This is a genomic window from Paenarthrobacter nitroguajacolicus (assembly GCF_051027655.1).
In the GTDB taxonomy this organism is placed as follows: Bacteria; Actinomycetota; Actinomycetes; order Actinomycetales; family Micrococcaceae; genus Arthrobacter; species Arthrobacter nitroguajacolicus.
Genome location: NZ_CP073234.1, coordinates 4,477,605 through 4,498,408, shown reverse-complemented (window position 1 = coordinate 4,498,408; position 20,804 = coordinate 4,477,605). Strand labels below are relative to the sequence as shown.

Annotated in this window: 22 protein-coding genes; 17 read left to right on the top strand and 5 right to left on the bottom strand. The window is 62.8% G+C overall.

Annotated features, from left to right (window positions below; translation table 11 throughout):
* Positions 1-328: 328 nt before the first annotated feature.
* From KCX59_RS21215 to KCX59_RS21165, 11 genes are all read left to right on the top strand, one after another.
* Positions 329-1,729 carry an L-serine ammonia-lyase gene (locus KCX59_RS21215; RefSeq protein WP_434122544.1) on the top strand — a complete coding sequence of 467 codons (1,401 nt, stop codon included), beginning with the start codon at positions 329-331 and terminating at the stop codon, positions 1,727-1,729.
* Between the two features lie 46 nt (positions 1,730-1,775).
* Complete coding sequence (gene lipA / locus KCX59_RS21210; RefSeq protein WP_179017369.1) at positions 1,776-2,783, top strand: lipoyl synthase; 1,008 nt, start codon at positions 1,776-1,778, stop codon at positions 2,781-2,783.
* Positions 2,784-3,312: 529 nt separating this feature from the next.
* On the top strand, positions 3,313-3,768 hold the full coding sequence (locus tag KCX59_RS21205) for a hypothetical protein (RefSeq protein WP_179017372.1): 456 nt from the start codon (positions 3,313-3,315) through the stop codon (positions 3,766-3,768).
* Positions 3,769-3,858: 90 nt separating this feature from the next.
* Positions 3,859-4,707 carry a COG1470 family protein gene (locus tag KCX59_RS21200; protein WP_179017373.1) on the top strand — a complete coding sequence of 283 codons (849 nt, stop codon included), beginning with the start codon at positions 3,859-3,861 and terminating at the stop codon, positions 4,705-4,707.
* Between the two features lies 1 nt (position 4,708).
* On the top strand, positions 4,709-5,224 hold the full coding sequence (locus KCX59_RS21195) for a hypothetical protein (RefSeq protein WP_179017374.1): 516 nt from the start codon (positions 4,709-4,711) through the stop codon (positions 5,222-5,224).
* The gene (locus KCX59_RS21190) at positions 5,221-6,471 is read left to right on the top strand and encodes an Ig-like domain-containing protein (RefSeq protein ID WP_179017375.1); all 1,251 of its coding nucleotides are present in this window, start codon (positions 5,221-5,223) and stop codon (positions 6,469-6,471) included. Before KCX59_RS21195 ends, KCX59_RS21190 begins: the two co-directional genes overlap by 4 nt.
* 159 nt (positions 6,472-6,630) lie before the next feature.
* The gene (locus tag KCX59_RS21185; protein WP_179017376.1) at positions 6,631-7,695 is read left to right on the top strand and encodes an FUSC family protein; all 1,065 of its coding nucleotides are present in this window, start codon (positions 6,631-6,633) and stop codon (positions 7,693-7,695) included.
* Positions 7,696-7,792: 97 nt separating this feature from the next.
* A complete protein-coding gene (locus KCX59_RS21180; RefSeq protein WP_256871404.1) occupies positions 7,793-8,290 on the top strand; it encodes a MarR family winged helix-turn-helix transcriptional regulator in 498 nt (165 codons plus the stop codon).
* Between the two features lie 79 nt (positions 8,291-8,369).
* Positions 8,370-8,771 (top strand): hypothetical protein, encoded by a 402-nt coding sequence (locus KCX59_RS21175; protein ID WP_178993987.1) that lies wholly within the window; start codon positions 8,370-8,372, stop codon positions 8,769-8,771.
* Positions 8,768-9,700 carry a serine/threonine-protein kinase gene (locus KCX59_RS21170; protein WP_179017378.1) on the top strand — a complete coding sequence of 311 codons (933 nt, stop codon included), beginning with the start codon at positions 8,768-8,770 and terminating at the stop codon, positions 9,698-9,700. Before KCX59_RS21175 ends, KCX59_RS21170 begins: the two co-directional genes overlap by 4 nt.
* Positions 9,701-9,773: 73 nt before the next feature.
* Positions 9,774-10,034 (top strand): GlsB/YeaQ/YmgE family stress response membrane protein, encoded by a 261-nt coding sequence (locus KCX59_RS21165; RefSeq protein ID WP_091463889.1) that lies wholly within the window; start codon positions 9,774-9,776, stop codon positions 10,032-10,034.
* Positions 10,035-10,218: 184 nt separating this feature from the next.
* Here the strand turns inward: KCX59_RS21165 and KCX59_RS21160 are convergent, their stop codons facing one another.
* From KCX59_RS21160 to KCX59_RS21150, 3 genes are all read right to left on the bottom strand, one after another.
* On the bottom strand, positions 10,219-10,632 hold the full coding sequence (locus KCX59_RS21160; RefSeq protein WP_256871405.1) for a helix-turn-helix transcriptional regulator: 414 nt from the start codon (positions 10,630-10,632) through the stop codon (positions 10,219-10,221).
* A 239-nt stretch (positions 10,633-10,871) separates the two neighbouring features.
* Entirely contained in the window at positions 10,872-12,344 is a 1,473-nt protein-coding gene (locus KCX59_RS21155; protein WP_256871407.1) for a hypothetical protein, read from the bottom strand.
* The gene (locus KCX59_RS21150) at positions 12,341-12,850 is read right to left on the bottom strand and encodes a hypothetical protein (protein ID WP_256871409.1); all 510 of its coding nucleotides are present in this window, start codon (positions 12,848-12,850) and stop codon (positions 12,341-12,343) included. The genes KCX59_RS21155 and KCX59_RS21150 overlap by 4 nt, the downstream gene beginning before the upstream one ends.
* A 220-nt stretch (positions 12,851-13,070) precedes the next feature.
* On the opposite strand from KCX59_RS21150, the gene KCX59_RS21145 reads away from it, so the two are divergent.
* Complete coding sequence (locus KCX59_RS21145; protein ID WP_179017379.1) at positions 13,071-14,312, top strand: hypothetical protein; 1,242 nt, start codon at positions 13,071-13,073, stop codon at positions 14,310-14,312.
* Positions 14,313-14,368: 56 nt separating this feature from the next.
* On the opposite strand, the gene KCX59_RS21140 is transcribed toward KCX59_RS21145, so the two are convergent.
* Positions 14,369-15,124, bottom strand: a complete 756-nt coding sequence (locus KCX59_RS21140; protein ID WP_178993995.1) for a ZIP family metal transporter — start codon at positions 15,122-15,124, stop codon at positions 14,369-14,371.
* Positions 15,125-15,332: 208 nt separating this feature from the next.
* Here KCX59_RS21140 and KCX59_RS21135 point away from each other — a divergent pair, with 208 nt between their 5' ends.
* The 3 genes from KCX59_RS21135 to KCX59_RS21125 all read left to right on the top strand — a co-directional run bounded on the left by KCX59_RS21135 (position 15,333) and on the right by KCX59_RS21125 (position 17,204).
* Positions 15,333-15,941 (top strand): TasA family protein, encoded by a 609-nt coding sequence (locus KCX59_RS21135; protein ID WP_434122543.1) that lies wholly within the window; start codon positions 15,333-15,335, stop codon positions 15,939-15,941.
* A 101-nt stretch (positions 15,942-16,042) separates the two neighbouring features.
* Positions 16,043-16,798 (top strand): signal peptidase I, encoded by a 756-nt coding sequence (locus tag KCX59_RS21130; RefSeq protein WP_178996570.1) that lies wholly within the window; start codon positions 16,043-16,045, stop codon positions 16,796-16,798.
* Entirely contained in the window at positions 16,791-17,204 is a 414-nt protein-coding gene (locus KCX59_RS21125; protein ID WP_179017861.1) for an Hpt domain-containing protein, read from the top strand. Before KCX59_RS21130 ends, KCX59_RS21125 begins: the two co-directional genes overlap by 8 nt.
* A 15-nt stretch (positions 17,205-17,219) precedes the next feature.
* Here KCX59_RS21125 and KCX59_RS21120 read toward each other — a convergent pair whose 3' ends face one another.
* Positions 17,220-18,473, bottom strand: coding sequence for an MFS transporter (locus KCX59_RS21120; protein ID WP_179017862.1), 1,254 nt, complete (start codon positions 18,471-18,473; stop codon positions 17,220-17,222).
* Positions 18,474-18,745: 272 nt separating this feature from the next.
* Here KCX59_RS21120 and KCX59_RS21115 point away from each other — a divergent pair, with 272 nt between their 5' ends.
* Both KCX59_RS21115 and KCX59_RS21110 read left to right on the top strand, forming a co-directional pair.
* On the top strand, positions 18,746-19,486 hold the full coding sequence (locus tag KCX59_RS21115) for an IclR family transcriptional regulator (protein WP_179017863.1): 741 nt from the start codon (positions 18,746-18,748) through the stop codon (positions 19,484-19,486).
* A 116-nt stretch (positions 19,487-19,602) separates the two neighbouring features.
* Positions 19,603-20,790, top strand: a complete 1,188-nt coding sequence (locus KCX59_RS21110) for a 4-hydroxybenzoate 3-monooxygenase (protein WP_178996578.1) — start codon at positions 19,603-19,605, stop codon at positions 20,788-20,790.
* Positions 20,791-20,804: the final 14 nt, after the last annotated feature.

The window sequence follows — 20,804 nt, the reverse complement described above, 5'->3', positions numbered from 1 at the left end:
CTGCATGCTCGGTCGCGTAGACGCCCGCTGGGCGGACGTGACGCTCCCTTAGACGCATGCTGCCGGAGCCCGGACTCGGAGGGGCAGCTCTCGGGTTGCCGTTAGCGACAGGACCGCCGGGTTCGCTTGTTGTGACTAGGTCTAGCTGCCGGGAGTGTTCATCGGGCGCCGGGTTGGTTTGGGAGCGTGGGGATGTTCTGGTCCGATTCGGGGGTTGGCTGCGGAACGTGCCGTGCGCACGGCATGTTCCGCTGGGAACCCACGAAACGGCCGGGGCGGTTCGCCCAGGCCACTTATCCCGACCACACACATTTAGTTAGGAAAAACCATGGCCGTTGGGGTCTTTGATCTGTTCTCTGTGGGTATTGGCCCGTCGAGCTCTCACACTGTTGGGCCGATGCGCGCCGGGGCGGTGTTTGCCCGGGAGTTGCGTGAGTCCGGAGTGCTCGAATCCGTTGCCGGGTTGCGGGTTGACCTGTACGGTTCCCTGGCTGCCACGGGCAAGGGACACGGGACTTTCACGGCCGTCTTGCTTGGACTCGAGGGGTTCGACCCTGAGGAGATCCTTCCTGACGAGGTGGAGGATCGGCTGGCTTCCATTGCTGAGACGGGAAAGCTCAACCTTTCCGGCGATACGCTCCTCGACTACGCGGTTGAGGACATGATCCTGCATCCGTTGACGGTGTTGCCGCGGCATACGAATGGGATGAAGTTTACTGTCTCTGATGCTGGTGGGAATGTGCTGCGGGAGGCGACGTTCTTTTCGGTCGGTGGTGGGTTCATTGTCCGGGAGGGTGAGGAAGATGCGGCCCGGGAGGAACTCGAGGAGTCGAAAAAGGAGTTGCCGTTGCCGTTCAGGACGGCGGCGGAGTTGCTGGGCCGGTGCTCCTCCGAGGGCCTTGGGATCAGCGACATCATGTTCATCAATGAGCGTGCGTCCCGGTCCGAGGAGGAGATCCGGGAGGGTTTGCTGCATATTTGGTCCGTGATGGAGGCCTGTGTTGAAACCAGTCTGAAGCGTGAGGGTGTGTTGCCCGGGGGTTTGAAGGTTCGTCGTCGTTCTCCTGATTGGTTGGAGCGGTTGCTGAAGGAGGACAAGGACCGGAACGATCCGAAGTATTGGCAGGAGTGGGTGAACCTGATCGCGTTGGCGGTCAATGAGGAGAACGCTTCTGGCGGCAGGGTGGTGACGGCGCCGACCAATGGTGCTGCGGGGATCATTCCGGCGGTGCTGTATTACGCGTTGAATTACGCGCCGGGCATGGACAAAGCTACGCAGGCCGATAAGGACGATGTGGTGGTGAAGTTCCTGCTCACTGCGGGTGCGGTGGGTGTGTTGTATAAGGAGCAGGCGTCCATTTCGGGGGCTGAGGTTGGTTGTCAGGGTGAGGTGGGTTCGGCGTCGTCGATGGCTGCTGCGGGGTTGGCTGAGGTGATGGGTGGTACGCCGGGTCAGGTGGAGAACGCTGCGGAGATTGCGATGGAGCACAATCTGGGGTTGACGTGTGATCCGATCGGGGGGTTGGTGCAGATTCCGTGTATTGAGCGGAACGCGATTGCGGCGGCGAAGGCGATCAACGCGGCGAAGATGGCGTTGTGGGGTGATGGGACGCATCGGGTGTCGTTGGATGAGGTGATCGTGACCATGCGTGAGACGGGCAAGGACATGTCCTCCAAGTACAAGGAAACCGCGATGGGCGGCCTCGCCGTCAACGTCGTCGAATGCTGACGCCGGGCTCACCTGCGAAAATGGAATACCAACAAGGAAGAAACTCATGACACTCGCACCTGAAGGCCGTAAGTTGCTGCGCGTTGAGCAGCGTAACTCGGCGGTCCCGGTTGAACGTAAGCCTGAGTGGATCAAGGCCAAGGTCCAGATGGGGCCGGAGTTCGTCCAGCTCAAGAACCTGGTGAAGAAGGAAGGCCTGCACACTGTGTGTGAAGAGGCCGGTTGCCCGAACATTTTTGAGTGCTGGGAAGATAAGGAAGCGACGTTCCTGATCGGCGGGTCCGAGTGCACCCGGCGCTGTGATTTCTGCCAGATCGATACCGGCAAACCTTCGCCGGTGGACATGTTCGAACCCACCAAGGTGGCCCGGAGCGTGCAGGCGATGCAGTTGCGCTACGCGACCGTGACCGGGGTGGCCCGTGATGACCTGGCCGATGAGGGTGTGTGGTTGTACGCCGAAACGGTCCGGAAGATCCATGAACTGAACCCGGGCACCGGGGTGGAGTTGCTGATCCCTGATTTCTCCGGCAAGCCTGAGCACATCGCGGCGATCTGTGTTTCAAAGCCGGAAGTGTTCGCGCACAACGTCGAGACCGTGCCGAGGATTTTCAAGCGGATCCGTCCGGCGTTTCGGTACGAGCGGTCCCTGGATGTCATCACCCAGGGCCGGGACCTTGGCATGGTGACCAAGTCCAACCTGATCCTGGGCATGGGCGAGACCCGCGAGGAAATCTCCGAAGCGCTGCGGGATCTGCACGCTGCCGGGTGTGACCTGATCACGATCACCCAGTACCTGCGCCCGTCCGAGCGGCACTTGCCGGTGGACCGGTGGGTCAAGCCGCAGGAATTCGTGGACCTCCAGCACGAGGCCGAAGAAATCGGGTTCCTTGGGGTCATGTCCGGCCCGTTGGTGCGCTCCTCGTACCGGGCAGGGCGTTTGTGGGCCACCGCGATGCGGAAGAAGGGCTGGGAAATCCCGGCCGCCCTGGCCCACATCGAGTCCTCCGGCACCACCCGCCAGGAAGCCTCCACCATCCTCGCCGCCCACGGCTAAGCACCACGCACAGCATCATGAGGACTCCTCATGCTCCCCACTCGTGGTGAAATCGTCCCTATCGGCGGCATTGGGGCTGTAGTGCGACGGCGGTTGGTTGCCTCTCTGAGGTGACTGCCCGCCGTCGGTGGTTAAGTAGCGGTGGCGAAACAATCGAACACCAGCGCAGTTTTTGCTCAAGACAGGCACAATGTTCGCGCATACAAGTCGGAGTAAGACGGGTCCGCGGGAATTCAGCAGTGTCCACTCTTTGGACAGGGCCTGGGAAAGCGAGTACCCGCACCCCCGGTATGACTGGGGTCTCTGGCATCGGTCCAAGTAGTGCGGGTTCGAAAACCGAGTAATGGCATCGCGAAGGTGGGTATCTTTCGCCGGCTGTTCGAATGAAAAGTGGCGTACCCGGAAACCTAGCCACAAGGCTTGCGCTAGCTGAAATATTGGGGACATCGCTTCATCCGACAACAACGATCGGATGCTTGGGGGTTGCGACGCGGCTCCCCGGGACGTAGATCAACCAAGGAGCCTTATCATGCGCAAGCTTTCCAAGAAGAGCCGGGTCACCGCAGCCGTCGCAGGCGTTGCATTGGTAGCCGTGGGTGGCGGAGCCGCTTACGCCTACTGGACCACCACCGGTTCAGGCAACGGCACGGCAACCAACTCTGCCGGCGGCGGAACGGTCACCCTCCACGCGACGTTCGACGCCGGCCTCGCTCCGGGCAACCAGGTTAATGTGGCCTACACTGCCGACAACGCCACTACCTCCAGCACCGTGGTTGGGGCTCTCAGCGCCAATGTGACCACCAATGTGGCCACCTGTCTTCCAGCCTGGTTTGAGGTCACGGCCACCACCACCAACACCAATGTGGCAGCAGGCGCCCTCGGAACGTCCGTGGGCAGCGGCGTGCTGAAGTTCAACGACAGCACCACGGAGAACCAGGACGCCTGCAAGAGCGCAATCGTCACGGTCAACGTCACCAGCCTGTAGCGCGTGACCGCCGGGGACCACCTTGCGAGTGGTGGTCCCCGGCCTACGCATTTCTGCCCGCAGCACCGAACACGTCCGAAAAGAGCTTCCATGGACCCCCGGCCAAAGCGAACAACGCCGTTCCGCCAAGCACGAGTGCCACTCCGTGCGCTGATACTTGCGCTCGTAGTTGCCCTGTGCCCGGTGGCGGCCCTCGCGGCCAGCAGCGGGCAGGGCGCCTCCCAAGGAAACCAAACCAAGGTCGCCAAAGGGATTGTGGTCGCGCTCTCTCCCTCAAGCCGGAGCCTGGACCAGGGTCAGTCCATCACGTATACCGTGTCAGCCACCTCCACGGGAGGTTTCACGGGAACCGTCACGTTCGCCGCCAGCGGGTTGCCGGCCGGAGCGGTAGCGGCCTGGCAACCGTCGTCGGTGGTTCTCACCTCCGGGAGCACCGCGCAGGTGACCATGACAGTGCAAACGGCACCCACCACAGTCGCCGGTAAGACGGACTTCACAGTGAAAGGCACCAGCGGATCTGTGCAGGCCTCAGCTCCGGCGCAGCTGCACGTGCTGGAGGTCAAGCGGACATTTGACGTGACCGGCTCGGTGGACGGCTTACTCGCACCCGGAACCACCAGGCCCGTGAACCTCCAGATTTCCAACTCCAACAACAGGAGCATCGCGGTGACCGACCTGACCGTGGCTATCAGCCAAGTGGTCAGAACCCCCGCGGCGGTGGCTGCCAACCTGCCCTGCACCACGGCGGACTACAAGATCACCCAGTATTCGGGGACGTATCCGCTGACGGTTGCACCGGGCACCCGCTCACTTTCCGCACTCGGCGTGCCGGAGTCCAAGCGACCGCAGATCGCCATGCTCGACACATCCATGCTCCAGGACGGTTGCAAAGGCGCGACCCTCCAGCTCGCATACTCCGGCACGGGACAGGCGAACTGACATGAAGACCACAGTCCGAACTCCCCGCATTCCCGGCAATGGACGGCTGGCCCGAACAGCCGCTGCCACCGTTGCCCTCTGCATCCTGGGCGGCGCAGGGACCGCTTACGCTTACTGGGCTTCGACGGGCACCGGAAGCGGATCAGCAACGAATGGCACCATGCAGGCCGTCACGGTGGACGCCCTGGTCCCGGGCGATACCCTGCAAACCAGCTTGGTCCCCGGCGGAACTGCCGATGTCATTCTCCGTGCCACCAATCTCAACGCCCACGCCGTCACCATCTACGGCATTGCGGCGAATGGTCCCGTGACTGCCGATGCCGCACACCCCGGGTGCACCACCACCGGGGTGACGTTTACGCCCCCGCCAACACCGTTGACGCCACCGGCAACCATCCAGGCGAATACGTCCATCCTTTTGACGCTCCAAGGGACGGCCAGTATGAGCGCGGGTTCGCTATCTGCCTGCCAGGGCGCCCAGTTCAACGTTCCCGTGACGCTGGAGGTTCGGAAGTGAGCAAGCATCGCCGGTCAACGGGCCCAGGGGCCACTTTTGGCCTCTGGAACAGAATTGCCGTGATCGTGGCAGGTATTCTCCTCGTCTCATGGGGAGGGCCGGCCGCCACCGCCTTCTGGGGGTCGATCAGCGGGGGCCCCGGAGCCGCCAAGGCCGACACTGTAGCCCAAGGCTCCAAACCCGTCACCGCTGTTTCCGGGGGCAACGTGACGGTCACCTGGGCAGCTAGTACGACGGCGGCAGGACGGTCCGTGACCGGCTACAGCATCGCCCGCTACGCCACGGCGACGGCGGGTACCAGGATCGCTGCGGCAGGCACGTGTACTGGAACAGTCGCCGCTCTCATTTGCGCTGACAGCAATGTTCCTACCGGAACCTGGTACTACACGGTCACGCCGTTGCTATCGGCATGGCAAGGGGCGGAAAGCACGCGGAGCGCCGCGACGGCCGTGGACGCCACTGCGCCTGGAGCTCCTGTTATCACTGCTCCTGTGTACGTGTATTCCGGCAATGTGAACAAGGTTCCCGTCAGCGGTACAGCCGAACCCGGTTCAACCGTGGTGCTCACGGTCACTGGTGCCGGGGCCCAACCTTTGACGGAAACCATGACGGCTAACGGTTCCGGAAACTGGACGGCACCAATCCTGAACATGAGCGCCTTCAACGAAGGAAATATCAATTACTCAGCCCGTGCAACGGATGCAGCCGGCAACACCAGCCCTGCAGGTACGGCAGATTCCACGAAGGACGTGACTGCACCGACGGTGACCGGGGTTCGGTTGAACAACGGCGGAGCCACGGCCGGCAAGGTTGACTCAGGCGATTTCGTGACTCTGACATTCTCCGAGCCGCTCAAGGCCAGCACCATCTGCAGTACTTGGACCAGCCCCGCCAGCACCCAAACTGTGAGCGGCAACGGGAACAACCGGGTTGTGGTGAATGTCAGTGCCAACGACGTTCTCACCGTGACCACCAATAGCTGCCCGGTGCTAAGAGTAGGCTCGGTTGCTCTCGGAGGAGAGTACACATCGAGCAATTTGAGTTTCGATACACCTAACAGTGGCGGCGTTTTGCACTGGAGCTCGACATCCCAAGCACTCACCATCACGTTGGGTGGAGGAAACGCGGGAGGGGCGACCCTCGGCTCAGACACAATCCCGACTTACACCCCCGCCTCCGACCTGACTGACGTCGCCGGCAACGCGCTTGGCACCTCGTCGGTACCAGGAGCCCCGTCCCGCTTCTGATCTCAGGAATTTGTCCGCAGACAGTGCCCCTCGCATACGTGATGAGGGGCACTATCTGTACCTAATACCGGGGCAGCCCTAAAACCCGGGCGTAACCTTGAAGCGGACGCCAGCGCCGCCGTCGTACGTTTGATCCTGCGACGAAAGGCGAGCTGCCACTTGAAGGCTGTAGCGGAAATGTTCACGATGGGTCCTGGAAACAAGGACCACCATCCCGCACTCCGCTGCGCTGTAGGTGTGTTTGTCCCGCTGATTACCTTGACCCTGCTGGGGCGACTGGACCTGGCAGTGTTCGCCTCATTCGGTGCGTTCACCGGAATTTATGGCAGGAACGAGCCCCACAGTGTGCGTTTCCGGAGCCAGTTGCGCGCCGGCGGCTTCATGCTTTTGATCGTTCTTATGGCCACCCTCATGGCCCGCTTTGCGCAGGCCGCGGGCATGGAAGGTGCAGCTTATTCCTGGCTCCTGACGGCAGCCACCACAGTCGTGGCCGGTGTCTGCTCCTTGGTGGTGGCCGCTTGGCGGCTCCGGCCTGGCGGCTCGCTCTTTCACATTTTTGCCTTCGCTGCCATTGCCTCCATCGCCGCGCAACCTCCCCTCTGGGAAGCAATGCTTGTGGCGGTGGGGACCACAGTCTTTTGCTTGCTCATCGGCATGTCTTCGCGCGTGCTCAGAAGCCACCGGACACCGTGGAAGCGGCCTCCGCGCATCCGTCACACCGCAGCTGAGCGCCGGGCGATCTGGCTTGAGGGCGGTGGTTATCTCGTTGCAGCAGGCCTGGCGGGGACCATCGCAACGTTGGTTGGGGAGCGACTCGGGTTCGGGCACACCTACTGGGCCATGGTGGCGGCTGTGGTTCCGTTGGTGGGCCACTCGACGCGTCACAGGGTCAGTCGTGGCATCCAAAGGATCGCGGGAACGGTGATCGGACTGGTGCTGCTGGCCGGCATTCTCTGGCTCAACCCTGCACCGTGGGCCATGGTCCTGGTCATTGCTGCGTGCCAGTTCGGGGCTGAGATGTTCATCGCCCGCCAGTATCTGGTGGCGCAGGTCTTCGTGACGCCGCTGGCCTTGATTGCCACGCTGTTGGCCGCGCCGGTTGATCCGGCTTTGCTGCTCCGTGACCGCATCATCGAAACCGTCATTGGCGCCGCCGTCGGAGTGGCGGTCGTAGTGGCTCCTGCTGTTTGGCGGCGTCTGCGGGCGAGTGGCCCGGGTGCATAAGCTCTAATGCCAAGGGGTTCGGACCGCATCGCCTCGTCATATCACCTAGGATCAACTGGTTAGACAATCGAGATACATGTCTACCAGAGGATTGTTGATGAGCGATAAGAGTGAACGACAGAGCTATTGGTACGGCTTGGAGAGTCGCAAGCGGATGGGTGCCGTGGACGTCCTGAATGCACTCAGGGACTACCGATCGGCCGAAGCCGACATGCGGCGCCGAACCCAGGCTTCCATGGGGATGGGCGAAACGGACCTCATGGCGCTCCGCTATTTGCTGGAGGCCGAGCGCGCAGGCCGGGATGTGGGGCCCAAGGAATTGACTGTCCGCTTGGGGATTACTTCCGCTTCCATGACCTCGCTGGTGGACCGGTTGGTCAGGTTGGGCTATGTCACCCGGGAGCCGCACCCTACCGATCGACGAGCGCTTATTCTCCGGCCAACTCCAGGATCGGACCGGGAGGTCCGCAGCACTTTGGGCGATATGCATGCCCGAATGATGGAGGTGGCGGACACCCTTAGTGCTCAGGAGTCTGCGGTGGTGGTGGACTTTCTTAGGCGCATGAGAGCAGCGATTGACGCCGTTGCCACCTGATCCCGACTGGACTTAAGTAGTAAGTACACATATAACTAGATAGCCAAGCTACTTACTAGGAAATGTGTGGGAGAGAACGATGACAGTCGCGCTGCGTGAACCAAGCTCCACACCAGTGGCTGAAAATACCGTGGACATTGTCACGGAAGAGGCTATCCCCCAGGGACCCGTGCACTGCGGTTCCCATATGGCTATCTCCGCCGGGCCGTCCTACGACTCCATGCAGTGGGTTTCTGTAGAGCCGATCTGGCCGGAGTGGGCCTGCGGTTGCGGCTTTCGCATGGATATTGACGCACTGGACCCCGTCAGCGGTGTCTGGATCGCGGCTCTCCGCCGGCAGAGCCTGCAGCATGAGCTCGCCGTTGCCCAGAACACCCTCGAACTGGCGTTCAAAAAGGCGGTCGACGCCGGTGTCGATCCTCGCGCTCTGGCCGACGTGACCGGAGTGCCTGCCACCGAAATCGAATCCCTCCTTCAGTGACGCTCCTTGAACGGGCGGCTGTCCGCGCTGATCGCGGGGCCGCTGGAATTGATCGGCAGGGTGCCGGAACTGATCGTGGGGCAAGAGCTGACCACCACGCAGTAGCTGCCAACGAGGTGGTGCTTGGAGGACGCTACCGACTCGGCGCCCAACTGGGTGGAGGTTCGGAAGCGTATGTCAACGAGGCCCGGGACCTGCTCTCAGGCAAATCGGTAGCGGTGAAAATCTTCAGGTCAACGGACTCCATGGACAACGCCCCCTTTCGGCGGGAGCTGGAAATCCATGGACGGTTGCGGCACAGGAATATCGTCAGGGTCCTCGACTCCGGCGACACGCCAGGCGCCGGGGGCGTCGGCAGCCAGAAAAGCCGCAGCTTCGTCGTGATGGAGCTGGTAGGCGGCAAGGACCTGCGTGGGTTCCTGCAGGATAATCCCGCCTCCCCGGAGCAAACGGCGGCCTGGATGACCGATATTGCCCGCGCCTTGGCCCATGTCCATCGCAGGGGAATCGTCCACAACGACATCAAGCCCGGCAACATCCTGGTGGACTTCGCGTCCGACCCGCGCGGTCTTGGAATCGCGAAACTGGCGGACTTCGGAATTGCCCTCAACGGACGCCACGCGGCGCCCAACTCTTCCTCGGGCACACCGCATTACCTGAGCCCCGAAGAGGTATGCGGCGGAACGTCCACAACCGCCAGCGACATCTACTCGCTGGGCCTGGTTGCACTCGAATGCCTGACCGGAACCAAAGCGTTCCCAGGCCCTCCCCTCGAGTCCATGGTGGCAAGGACTCTGAGGGAACCCCGAATTCCCGGCACGGTGCGGCGGCGCTGGTCCATGGTGCTTCATGCCATGACAGACCCCGACCCTGCCGGCAGGCCGTCTGCCAGCCAAGCCGTCGGCATGCTCCGACGGCTCAGCTGGTAGCCAACAATCAGGCAGATAGCGGCATGCGTCCTTATGCCGAACTGGGGCCTCCTTATGAAAGAGAGAATGAAAAATGGGAATCATCGGTTGGATTATTTTGGGTTTGATTGCCGGCGCCATTGCAAAGGCCATCATGCCCGGTAAGCAGGGTGGCGGCTGGATCACCACGATCCTCCTCGGCGTCGTGGGCGCCGTTCTGGGTGGTTGGATCGGCAGCGCGCTCTTCAAGGTGGGCATCAACGAGTTCTGGTCGCTGTCCACCTGGCTGCTCGCGATCGGCGGCGCACTGCTGGTCCTCATTATCTGGGGACTGGTCACGCGCAAGAAGGCATAACTGCCTGAACACCAAGAGGCCCCGACGCTGCTGCAGTTTCTGCAGGGTCGGGGCCTCTTCGCTGCGTTCTAGTGGGTAATCCGGCCGAGTGGCCGAGTGCCTGGTCGATGAACAGGCGGGCGCCCAATCGCGTGGCACCCTTGGGGGCGCGCTCCTTAGAGTGAGTGATGGGCGTCATCCGAGGTCACGGCCAAGGCAAATATCCAGTCTTGTACGCTGCTGCAACAGCGTCATGCCGTGAACCGGCTCCCAGCTTCGAATAAATAAGGCGAATGTGGGTCTTCACCGTGTTCACGGAAAGGTGGAGTTCCGCTGCCATCTGTTCCTGCGACAAGTGGGACGGCAGAAGCGTGAGGACCTCACGTTCCCGGGGAGTCAAGGACTGCGCTCGCCGAGCCTCAGCCGGTGGGTGCAAAGCAAGCAGGCGCTGGGCAATTGCCTCTTGGTGGCCGAAAGTACCCGCTCTTTCCACCAAGAGGTCGGTGACATCCTGGGGAGCGATTGCCAACGGCCGGAGGACGTCCAGTTCGTCGGCTACATGCAGGGCTTCATCCAAGAGTTTGCCGGCTAGCGTCCGCCGCCCCGTCCGGAGGGCCATGGAACATTCCAAGACGTTCACGTGGAGCCGGGTCCATTCCAGCACTGGCTTCACCGCACCCGTATGCAGCGGCCGGAGGCGGTCTGTGGCCGCATCGAAGCGGCTGATCCCCGCTGGTCCCTGGGCTCGCAAAAGACAAAGCTCACCTGTTCCCGGAATCCGTTCGCCAGCCCATTCCAAGACCTCCCGAGCATGGTCGGCGTGACCCAGTGCCAGCGCGGCTGTTTGCTCAATGACGGCTATGCAAGCAGCCAGTGGCTGCGCAAAGAGGTGATGCGCAGCCTGGCTTGCCGCATGTCGTCGAGGGCGTTGCGCCTGTCCCCGGAATCCATGTGAGCGCACGCGGTGATTATTTCCAAGGTGACTCGCATGGCAGCTCCGACTCCCTTGGCGGACGAGCCGAGTTGTTCGAGCTCGGAGATGCCGGTTGCGGCGAACTGCAAGGCTTCGGCGGGTTCAGCGCGAAGAAGCGCTGCCGACGCATGCATGAGGGCTCCGATCGATCTTCCGGTTCCCGCTGTCCATGCTTGCGCCGGAAGCTTGTCCTCGGCGAGTCGCAGGAAGTCACTGGCACGGCGTAGCTGGCCTTGCATGGAGTGGGTGGCAGCGAGCTTGAGGTAGACCTTGCCTGTGAGGTAGGCGTTGCCGGTCTCAGTGGCGTCGATCAGGGCCTCGGCGGCCTCATTCTCTGCAGTTCCGTATTTCCCCTCGACCAGTGCGGCAGTGACTTTAACCATCCTCGCCTCGATGCGGACGTCGCTTCGCCGCGAGAAACGTAGGGCAGCGTAGTCCACGGTGGCCTGCGGGTCCTGGTCCACCCAGGCGTCGCTGAACCAGGAAAGGCGTGCTTTTGCCAACGCCTGCAGTTCGCGGAGATCGGGAGGTGATTCGTCGTCCCGGTTTCGGTGGGCTGCCACCATGTAGCGGGTGGCGGTAGTGGGCTGACGGCTTTCCACGTGGGCCAGGGCGGCAACCACGCAGAGCTTGGGGCTTGCGGCGAAAACGGTGTCGGGTAGGACCGCCAGGGCGCGGCGGACCTGGAGGAATTCGCCGGACCCTAGGAGCGTTGCGCCGTGCCGTTCAAGAATTTCGCCGATCAAGCCGTTGTCCGTGGAGTCGATGGCGTGACTGAGCGCCGCTTCGGGTTCGCCGGCACGCTCATGCCACAGCGCAGCTATCCGGTTGTAGCTGAGCAGTTCGTCGGGCTCCATTCGCAGAAGCTTTGCCCTGAAGAACGCCCGGATCATGGGACGGACCAGGAAGACCTTCCGTCCGCTGCCTGCCGATTCCACAAGTTCCCGGTCGTCGGCCAATCCAGTGAGGATCCTTCCGGCACTCCGATGGCCGGCAAGGGCGTTGGCCTGCGCTGCGACCAGTTCGCGGCACACGCTGGTACTGGACAGTACAAGCCGTTCCTCATCGGAAAGCGTGCGGACGATCTGCTGGTCCAGGTAATCGCCGAGCTGCCGGTTGCTGGCAGCGATGTCTCCCAAAGGGGCATCGGGATCGGCGGCTTCGCGCAGGGAACGCAGAGCGAGCACTACACAGGCAGGCCAGCCCGCGGTCTGCCTGAACAGCTCGCGCAGTTGATGCTTCCCCATCAGGGTGGTTGTCTTTGCCGCCAGCACGTTGATGTCTTCCAGGGTGAAGGCGAGATCTTTCGAGCGCAGCTCCACGATGCGTCCGCCCAGACGGTAGGGTCCGGGGATCAACCGCAGAGTTGTCCCTGTAAGCCAACGCCAAGTGGGGGGAGGCCTGTTTGCTTGAGAAGTGCGGGCAGCCAGTAATCGCGTTCGTCTGGAGCGAAGCCGTCCACTCCGTCGATGACCAGGCGAACGGTTGCGTCGATTGCAGTGAGCTCCTGGGCCAGATTTCCCAGGACGTCGACGGCGTTCACCTCGTCCCCGGAAAATTGCCTGAGTGCACCGGGCGGGATGGCCGGGCAGCGCCTCAGCGCCTGCAATATCGCGGGCCAAAGCGCATCCCGGTTGTGTTGGGTGGGGCTGAGCCACGCCACCTTGTGCATCTGACCTTCGAGCCACTGGCCCAACAGCACTGTTTTTCCATACCCGGCAGGGGCACAGATGAGGACGGTTTCGGCCGTGCAATCAAGCTTGGCCACGAGTCGGGATCGAGCCAGAAGAGCCAAGGGCAGCCGGGGGACCGCGGTCGGCTTCAGGCTCAAGAGGTCCGGGCGGGTACCACCTTGGTCGTCCACTCCTTCAGTGTAGGGGCGGTGCATCGAGGATTCACCCGGTACGGGTAAGCGCGTGCTTGAGGGCTCGACGACGAGTGGCCCGCAATGCGGTCACTGGTCAGATCCCGGCGTGCACCAGCCCGTCGGTCACAATTCTCCCGTAGCTGGACGACTGCAGACGACATCCAAGGGTCGGTTACGCTGCTCAAAGCCACGCCACTCCGCACGCATGGGGCCACCAATGACGCACTCTTTTGCAGCTGACCACGCTATCCCGCAGACGGGAAGTTCGCCCAAACCTTCGCCCGAACCCAGCGTCGAACACAGCGCCGCCGGCACCGCCTTGGGAGCCTTCGGAATGGTGGCCGTCGTCGGTGTATTGGCGCTTCTCCTCCACACGCTGGCGCAGCATTCGCCGCGGATTGGTGCTGGCTACGCGGCATGGCCGCAAGACGCCGTTGACACCCCGTTGGGCGCCGTGCGCTGGTTCCTGGGCGACATGACAGAGCCACTGTTCTACAAGTCCGATCTCGCAGCGCTCGGGCTACTCGCGGGCGCCGCGGTCGCGTGGTGGGTTGGCCGACGAGGTGCGAAATGGGCGGGCTCGCTTGGCTATGGGACGGGCCTTTGGCCTTGGGTCCTGGTATCCGCGTCCATGAGTTTGATTCTGTCCAACCTGGTGTTCGGCTGGATGCTGGACGACGGATGGCAGCCAACGTTCGTGCCTTTCGTTTGCGTCGCACCCGCCCTGGTCCTGATGTACGGAGCGGGTTGGCGGACCTGCATCACCGGCGCGGTCCTTGGGGCGGCCACCACCACACCCTTGGCGTTGTTGTTCATAGTTACCGTCTCAGAACCGCTCGGCCTGCCCCCCGTGGTTGGGGGTGTCCTCGCAATGTCGGTGGGTTCGGTCATCTCGTTCCTGGCCGCCCGGCGGATGCCGTGGCTTGTCCTTCGGGAGCCGCGACCGGCTACGCAACCGGAGTTGCCGCCGTCGAGCTTCAACCGAAACTTGGCTGGCGACGCCGCCTGGGCCGCGCGCAGGGTGCTCAAGGACTTCACTGAAACGCATTTTTTCGCCAACGAGCTCGCCGCCGCCTGTGTGATCCTGGCTGTGGCGGCGGCATTTGTCCTGAACCCGGCGCTGCCGTCGTACGGGACGGGCCTGCTCCCTCACATACTGTTTGCCCAAGCGTTGACCTCGGCCATCGGCGTCACGCTGTGGCGGGGCTGGTACCGCGACGGCGGGTGGGCGGCCACCTACGCGTCCGTGGTGTCAGTGGCTCCTGCGGCAGTCCTCGCGTATGGCGGCTCCTGGACGGGAATGGTGGGCGGCGCCGTGGTGGGTGCGGTCCTCGCGCCGCCTCTGGCCAGGGCGATTTCCGCGCGGTTGCCGGCCGGTTTCCATCCGGTCATCGGCAATACAGCGGCCATGGCCGTCTCGACGGCAGTTGCCTTGCCCGTGATTGGGCTGCTGCCCTAGTTGCGCGGGACTTGGCCCGCGACAGTTCGCTCGTCCGGCTGCCTCTTTCGGACAGCTCAGCCGCCGACGTGGTGAATTGTAAAGGCGCTCAGGAATCCGACGGCGGCCGTCAGTCCTGTCAGGTTGTGGTGCTCCTCAAAGGCCTCGGGAATCATGGTGTCGGCAAGCATGGCCAGGATTCCGCCCGCAGCGATGGCGGTGATGAACGCGATGACGGTCTCCGGAGCGTTTTCCAGAGCGGTGTACCCCAGGAGTGCGGCAAGCCCGCTGAACACCGCGATGCCGGCCCACGTGCCAAAGACGTATGCGGGGCTGCGTCCGGCCTTCTTCATTCCTGCTGTGCTGGACAGGCCCTCCGGAACATTCGAAATGAAGACTGCGGCGAGCATGGCCGGACTAACTGCTCCTCCGGCGAGGAGGCCGACCCCCAGAACCACTGATTCCGGAATGCCGTCAATAAGTGCACCTACTGCGATGGCAGTGCCGCTTCCAGGAGAGTCCTTTTCTGAGGGCTGAGCTCCGCCGGAGCGCTTGCGATGCTTGGCTCCCGCGCGGGCAAGCAGGGCATTGGAGCCCACAAAGATCAGTGCGCCCAGGAGGAAGCCCAGGACCGTGGGGAGCAGCCCGCCGCCTTCCACGGCTTCGTCCACCAGTTCGAAAGCCAAGGCAGAGATCAATACCCCGGCGCCGAAGGCCATCACTGTGGACACGATTTTGGGCGGCACTTTCCATACCCATGCGATACCCGCCCCGAGGACCAGCGCACCGCCGGCCAGAGTTCCCCACATCAAGGCCTGCAACCACATTGGCATTCGTCGTGCCCTCCCATCAGCCGTTCGCGTGCATCAAGAAGTGTTGCACATGAGGTCTGTGTGGCTGCTGAAAGTCTTGATGATTTCCTGAGGAAGAGCAGGATTTGTTCTTGATCCGGGCCCTGCACAGTAGTTCTTGTCAGCCAGAGAGGCTGGAAAACGAACGGCCGGCCGGACCACGGTGGCCTCCCGAAAGGACCATACTCAGATGGCCATCAGCCTCAAGACCACCTCCGGTAAGATCCTCGCGTCCGTCGCGCTGGTCGGCACCGCAGCCGCAGTGGCAGGCATGGGCACCTACGGCGCCTTCACCTCCTCCACCTCCGCCTCCCAGGCAGTCACCGCCGGCACCGTCACCATCGCCCTCGGAACACCCGGCCCGGCCAACACCCTCAACGTCCCCGTCGCAGGCCTGCTCCCCGGCGACAAAGTCGAAAAGCTCGTCACCCTGGCCAACACCGGCAACTCGGACCTGAACAACGTCACCCTCACCACCTCCGCCGGGACCACCGCGTCCCTGCTCACCACCGATGTCACCAACGGCCTGCAGCTGACCATCGAAAACTGCTCCGTAGCCTGGACCGGCGCCGCAGCCCCTTACAACTGCACCGGCACCAAAACCACCGTGGTGGCCTCTTCACCGGTGATCGCCGCGAACAAGGTCCTGAACAACCTCACCTCCCTGATCTCGGCCAAGACCGACAACCTCAAAGTCACCACCGCGTTCCCCACCACCGCGAACAACGACTTCCAAGGCGCCACCTCCACCATCGCCTTCGCCTTCACCGGCACCCAACGCACCGAAACCACCAAATAGACACAGCAACACACCTGCCCCGCCGGGCCTGGTCGGGCGCCCCCCTGCCCGATCAGGTCCGCCGGTAAAGCCCTACCGAACAACGAAAGGAACGCCAGGCAATGAGCACCATCACCAGCATCAACGAACCCGCAGTCCAGGGCCGGCGTTCCGCCGCGCAGGCCATTGAAACCGCAGCACCAGTTTCTGAGGCGGATACCGCGGTGACGTCCGCCTCCGCGACCCGGCCCAACGCCGTCGTGATTCCCCCGGAACCTGCCGCCGCAACTACGGTCAGCTTCAAGCCGAGTGCTCTTCGACGGGTTGCCGGCAAGGTGGTTAAGGGAATCGGTGTGGGCATGCTGGTCCTTGCTGCCATGGTGTTCCTCTTCCTGGCCATCGGGCCGCGGGTCTTCGGTTACCAGACCTCAACCATGCTGACCGGGTCCATGGCCCCGCTTATCAACCCGGGAGACGTCGTCGTGACCGTCCCCACGCCCGTCGCGGACATCAAAGTAGGCGACGTCATCACCTATCACATCCCCGTCGAAGACCAGCGTGTGGAAACCCACCGCATTACAGAGATCACCACCACCGCAGACGGCGGTGTCGCGGTGCAAACCAAGGGCGACGCCAATAACGGCATCGACCCCTGGATCGCCACCCTCCAAGGCAAAACCGTGGACAAGCAGATCGCCACCATCCCGTACGTCGGCAACGCCATCCGCGCCCTCCGCGAACCGATCGTCATGAACACCCTCATGTACGGCGCACCTGCCATCCTGGTCATCGGAATGCTCGCCTCCATCTGGACTAAAGAGCCCACCAAGTCAGCGCCGGAAGACGCCGCAGCAGCTCAGGCAGCAAGCGGTGAGTGAGGATCCAGTCCCCACGCCGGCGGCGATGACCCTGGAACCGTGCAGGCTACAGGCCTTGGCTGACGAGTTGGGAGATTCCACGCCAGTGCTCCGCTTTCTCTCTACTTACCTGTCCATGCTGCCTGACCGGATTCGCAGTATCTCCAGCGGCCTGTGCACGCACGACGTCAACGCGAGCATGGACGCCATCCTGAGCCTCAAGATCGCCTCGGGCATGGTTGGCGCCCTGGAAACAGAGGGCCAGTGCCGAGCCATGGAAATGATGATCCGCGAAGACCACTTTGATTCCGCCGTTCAGGCGTTCACGGCGCTTCAAAACTCGACGGACCGCTGTTTTGCTGCGGGACCGCAGTTGCTGGGGAAGGCGCGGGAATCGCTCTGCTCCACGCCCCGGACTAGCTTTTAGCGCTCAAGGCGCCGTTCAGCGCTCAGCCAGGACGCCGGTGTCGGCGGTCCGGACCTCATGCGGCACGAGGAACAGCGCGGCCACGGCCAACACGCCGGCGGCAGCGAACACGTAGAAACCGGCAGGGTAGGCAATGTTCGCAGCGACCAGGGTTCCCGTAACTGCAGGTCCAACGATCGCGCCGAGCCGGCCCACTCCTGCGGCGAATCCCAGCGCGGTTCCGCGGAGCCGGGGTGGGAACAGCTGGCTGATCCAGGCGTAGACCAGCACCTGCGAGCTGAAGACAAAAACGCCGGTGACAAACACGGCAGCGTTGAGGAGGAACTCATTCGGGATCTTGACGCTCAAAATTGCCAGGAACACCGCGGACAACCCGAACCACATCAGCACGATCTTCTTTGTCCCATGTTTGTCGGCCAGGATTCCGGCAACGAACAGGCCCGCGACGGCACCGAGGTTTAGGACAAGCAGCAACGTCAGGCCAGTGCTCACGGGGTATCCGGCGGCCGCCATCAGCTGCGGCAGCCACGTGTTCAGGCCGTAAACCAGCAGCAGCCCCATGAACGAAGCGATGCCAATGCCCACGGCAACCATGGGATAGGGCTTCTGCAGGAGGTCGCGGAAGCCGGTCTTTGGCTTTGTGCCCGTTGAATGCTCGACGGCGGTTGTTGTGTTCGCGGGTTCACTCGCCTTCAGTTCGCTGGTCTTAGCCGGACCGGACTTGGCCGGGCCGATCTTGGCGGAGGCTGCTTCGGGGAGCGATTCCGGCAGCTTGACCCACAGGAAGGGCAGGAGAAGCAGGCCGGCTACGCCTCCGATGATAAACATGAGTCGCCAGTTCGGAACGATGAAAATGGCCAAGAGTGCCGTTGCTACAGCACCAACGTGGTACCCGGTCATCGTCCGGGTGGTGGACTTGCCGGCGGACCCGGCTGGAGCGTAGTCGTTGATATAGGCCAGGGCGGCGGGGAGGCAGGCGCCCAAGCCGAGCCCGGCCAGCATGCGAAGCAGCGAGAACACGGCGACGTTCGGGGCGAGGGCAACTCCGATGGTGAACAGCGAGAAGCTTGCGACGCAGGCGATCAGCAGTTTACGGCGTCCGAACTTGTCTGAGAGCGGGGCGATGAAGAGAGCGCCAAGGCCCACGCCCACCAAGGAGATGGTGGCGGCGAAAGTGGCTCCGACTGCGTCGAAGCCTAGCTCGCCGGTCTTGATGAGTGTCGGGATGACGGTGCCCAGGACCACCAAGTCGAAGCCGTCCAGGACCATGGCCAGTCAACAGAGCCAGACAGGCCATTGGGAGCGGCGGGCAGATGACATCGTTGGCATAGCGTCCTCGGTACTTCTTGGTGATTGGTGCCGACCACAGAACGTTCGGTCAGTCATGAGAGTTGTATCACCGCATCATGTTGCCTGGCACACGTTCTACCATTGAATGGAAAACGACCCAAGGGTACATGTCATTGAGTGACCAAGTAGCAGTGGTCAGGCGTGCCCGAGAGCTGTGACCCAGAACACTGACCGATAAACCAGGAGTCCATGTGGCCAACTCAGCATCCGGCGATTCCGTGGTGGACCGTGTTGTGCGGGTCATGGAAGCTTTCCCGGAAGGGGTGACCTCCCTTCAATTGAGCGAACTGGCCGACCGCGCCGGACTCCCGCTGTCGTCAGCTCATCGGTTGGTCCGGCAACTTTCCGAGCATGGACTGCTGGATCTTGGTGCCGGCGGGACTGTTCGCCTGGGACTGCGTTTGTGGGAGCTCGTCAACCGAAATTCGCCCACGCTGGCTCTGCGACAGGCAGCCATGCCCTTCATGGAAGACATTCAGCAAGTCCTCAGCCAGAACGTGAATCTGGCTGTGCTTGACGGATGGGAAGCGCTTTTTGTGGAGCGGCTTTCCCGGCGGGGGTCGGTAGCCAACCGGGCACGTATCGCCGGGCGGATGCCGGTCCACATTTCCTCTGCGGGTCTTGCCTTGATGTCCCACCAGCCGCGTGAACTGCAGGCGGAGTACCTCGAGCAGTTCGCAGATCCGGCTGGAAAGGTGAGCGCCGACGTCGTGCGTCATTTCCTGGCCGAAGCAGCCCAGCAGGGGTACGCGCAACTGGCTGGCGTGGTGGATCCGGACACGTGGGGCATTGCCGTGCCGGTGATCGATGCCAAGCGTCGAACCGTGGCCGCGCTCGGAGTAGTGGTGCCCCTTGCGGAGATGCGGCTGCAGGCTCTGGTGCCCGCGCTCCAAACTGCGGCCCGGGGGATCGGCCGCCAATTGGGGGACTAGCCTCCCTTCCGTTCAACGGAATTGTTGTAACGCCAATCACGCCATGCGGGCCACACTGATTCCAGACTCATCCCGCTTCCGAGTAAGCCGGGATCCGCAACGAAGCGAGGAAAACCATGGCACGTACACCAATCACCACCCAAGTCGCCATCATGGGCGCAGGTCCCGCGGGCCTCATGCTCTCGCACTTGCTGGCCAAGCAGGGCATCGAATCCGTGGTGGTGGAGATCCGCAGCCGCAAGGAAATTCAGGAGACTGTCCGCGCTGGAATTCTCGAGCACGGCACCGTTAACCTGCTGGTCGATTCCGGCGTTTCGGACCGGGTATTGCGCGAAGGTGACCGGCACGACGGCATTGAACTGCGCTTCAACGGTGAGAGCCATCGCATCAATTTCAAGGAACTCGTGGGTGAGTCCGTGTGGTTGTACCCGCAGACGGACGTGTTCATGGACCTCGCCGCGAGGCGCGAGGCCGACGACGGCGACGTCCGATACAGCGTCACCGACACCACTGTTCACGACCTCGAAGGCAAGCCGAAAGTCTGGTTCACCGACGCCGACGGTCAGGATTTCGAAATCCAGGCCGACTTCCTGGTGGGTGCCGATGGGTCGCGCAGCCACTGCCGCTTCCAGATCCCCGAAGCAAACCGCAAGTGGTACTTCCACGAGTATCCGTTCGCATGGTTCGGAATCCTCGCTGAGGCCCCCCGCAGCGCCGACGAGCTCATCTATGCCAACTCTGCAAACGGCTTCGCCTTGATCAGCCAGCGCACCGAAACTGTCCAGCGCATGTACTTCCAGTGCGACCCCAAGGAAAACGTTGCCGACTGGGACGACGAACGCATCTGGTCCGAGTTCCGCAAGCGCGTCAACGGCAACGGCTTTGAGCTCAAGGAAGGACCCGTCCTGGAAAAGATGGTCCTGCCTTTCCGCAGCTTCGTGCACACACCCATGCGTCACGGCAACCTTTTCCTCGCGGGCGACGCTGCGCACACCGTCCCACCCACCGGCGCCAAGGGCCTCAATCTGGCCATCCACGACGTCAAGGTGCTCTTCGAAGGCCTCGATTCGTTCTACTCGAACGGTTCAACTGCGCTGCTCGATTCCTACAGCGAGCGCGCCCTGGACCGTGTGTGGAAGGCCCAGCACTTCTCTTACTGGATGACCTCCATGCTGCACACCGTTCCTGGAGCCGACGACTTCGATCGCGCCCGACAGCTTGGCGAGCTTCACTCCGTTGTCACATCTGAGCACGCCAAGGCGTATCTGGCTGAGTCGTACACAGGCTGGCCGACTTCGCGGTAGGTCTGGGCGCGGAC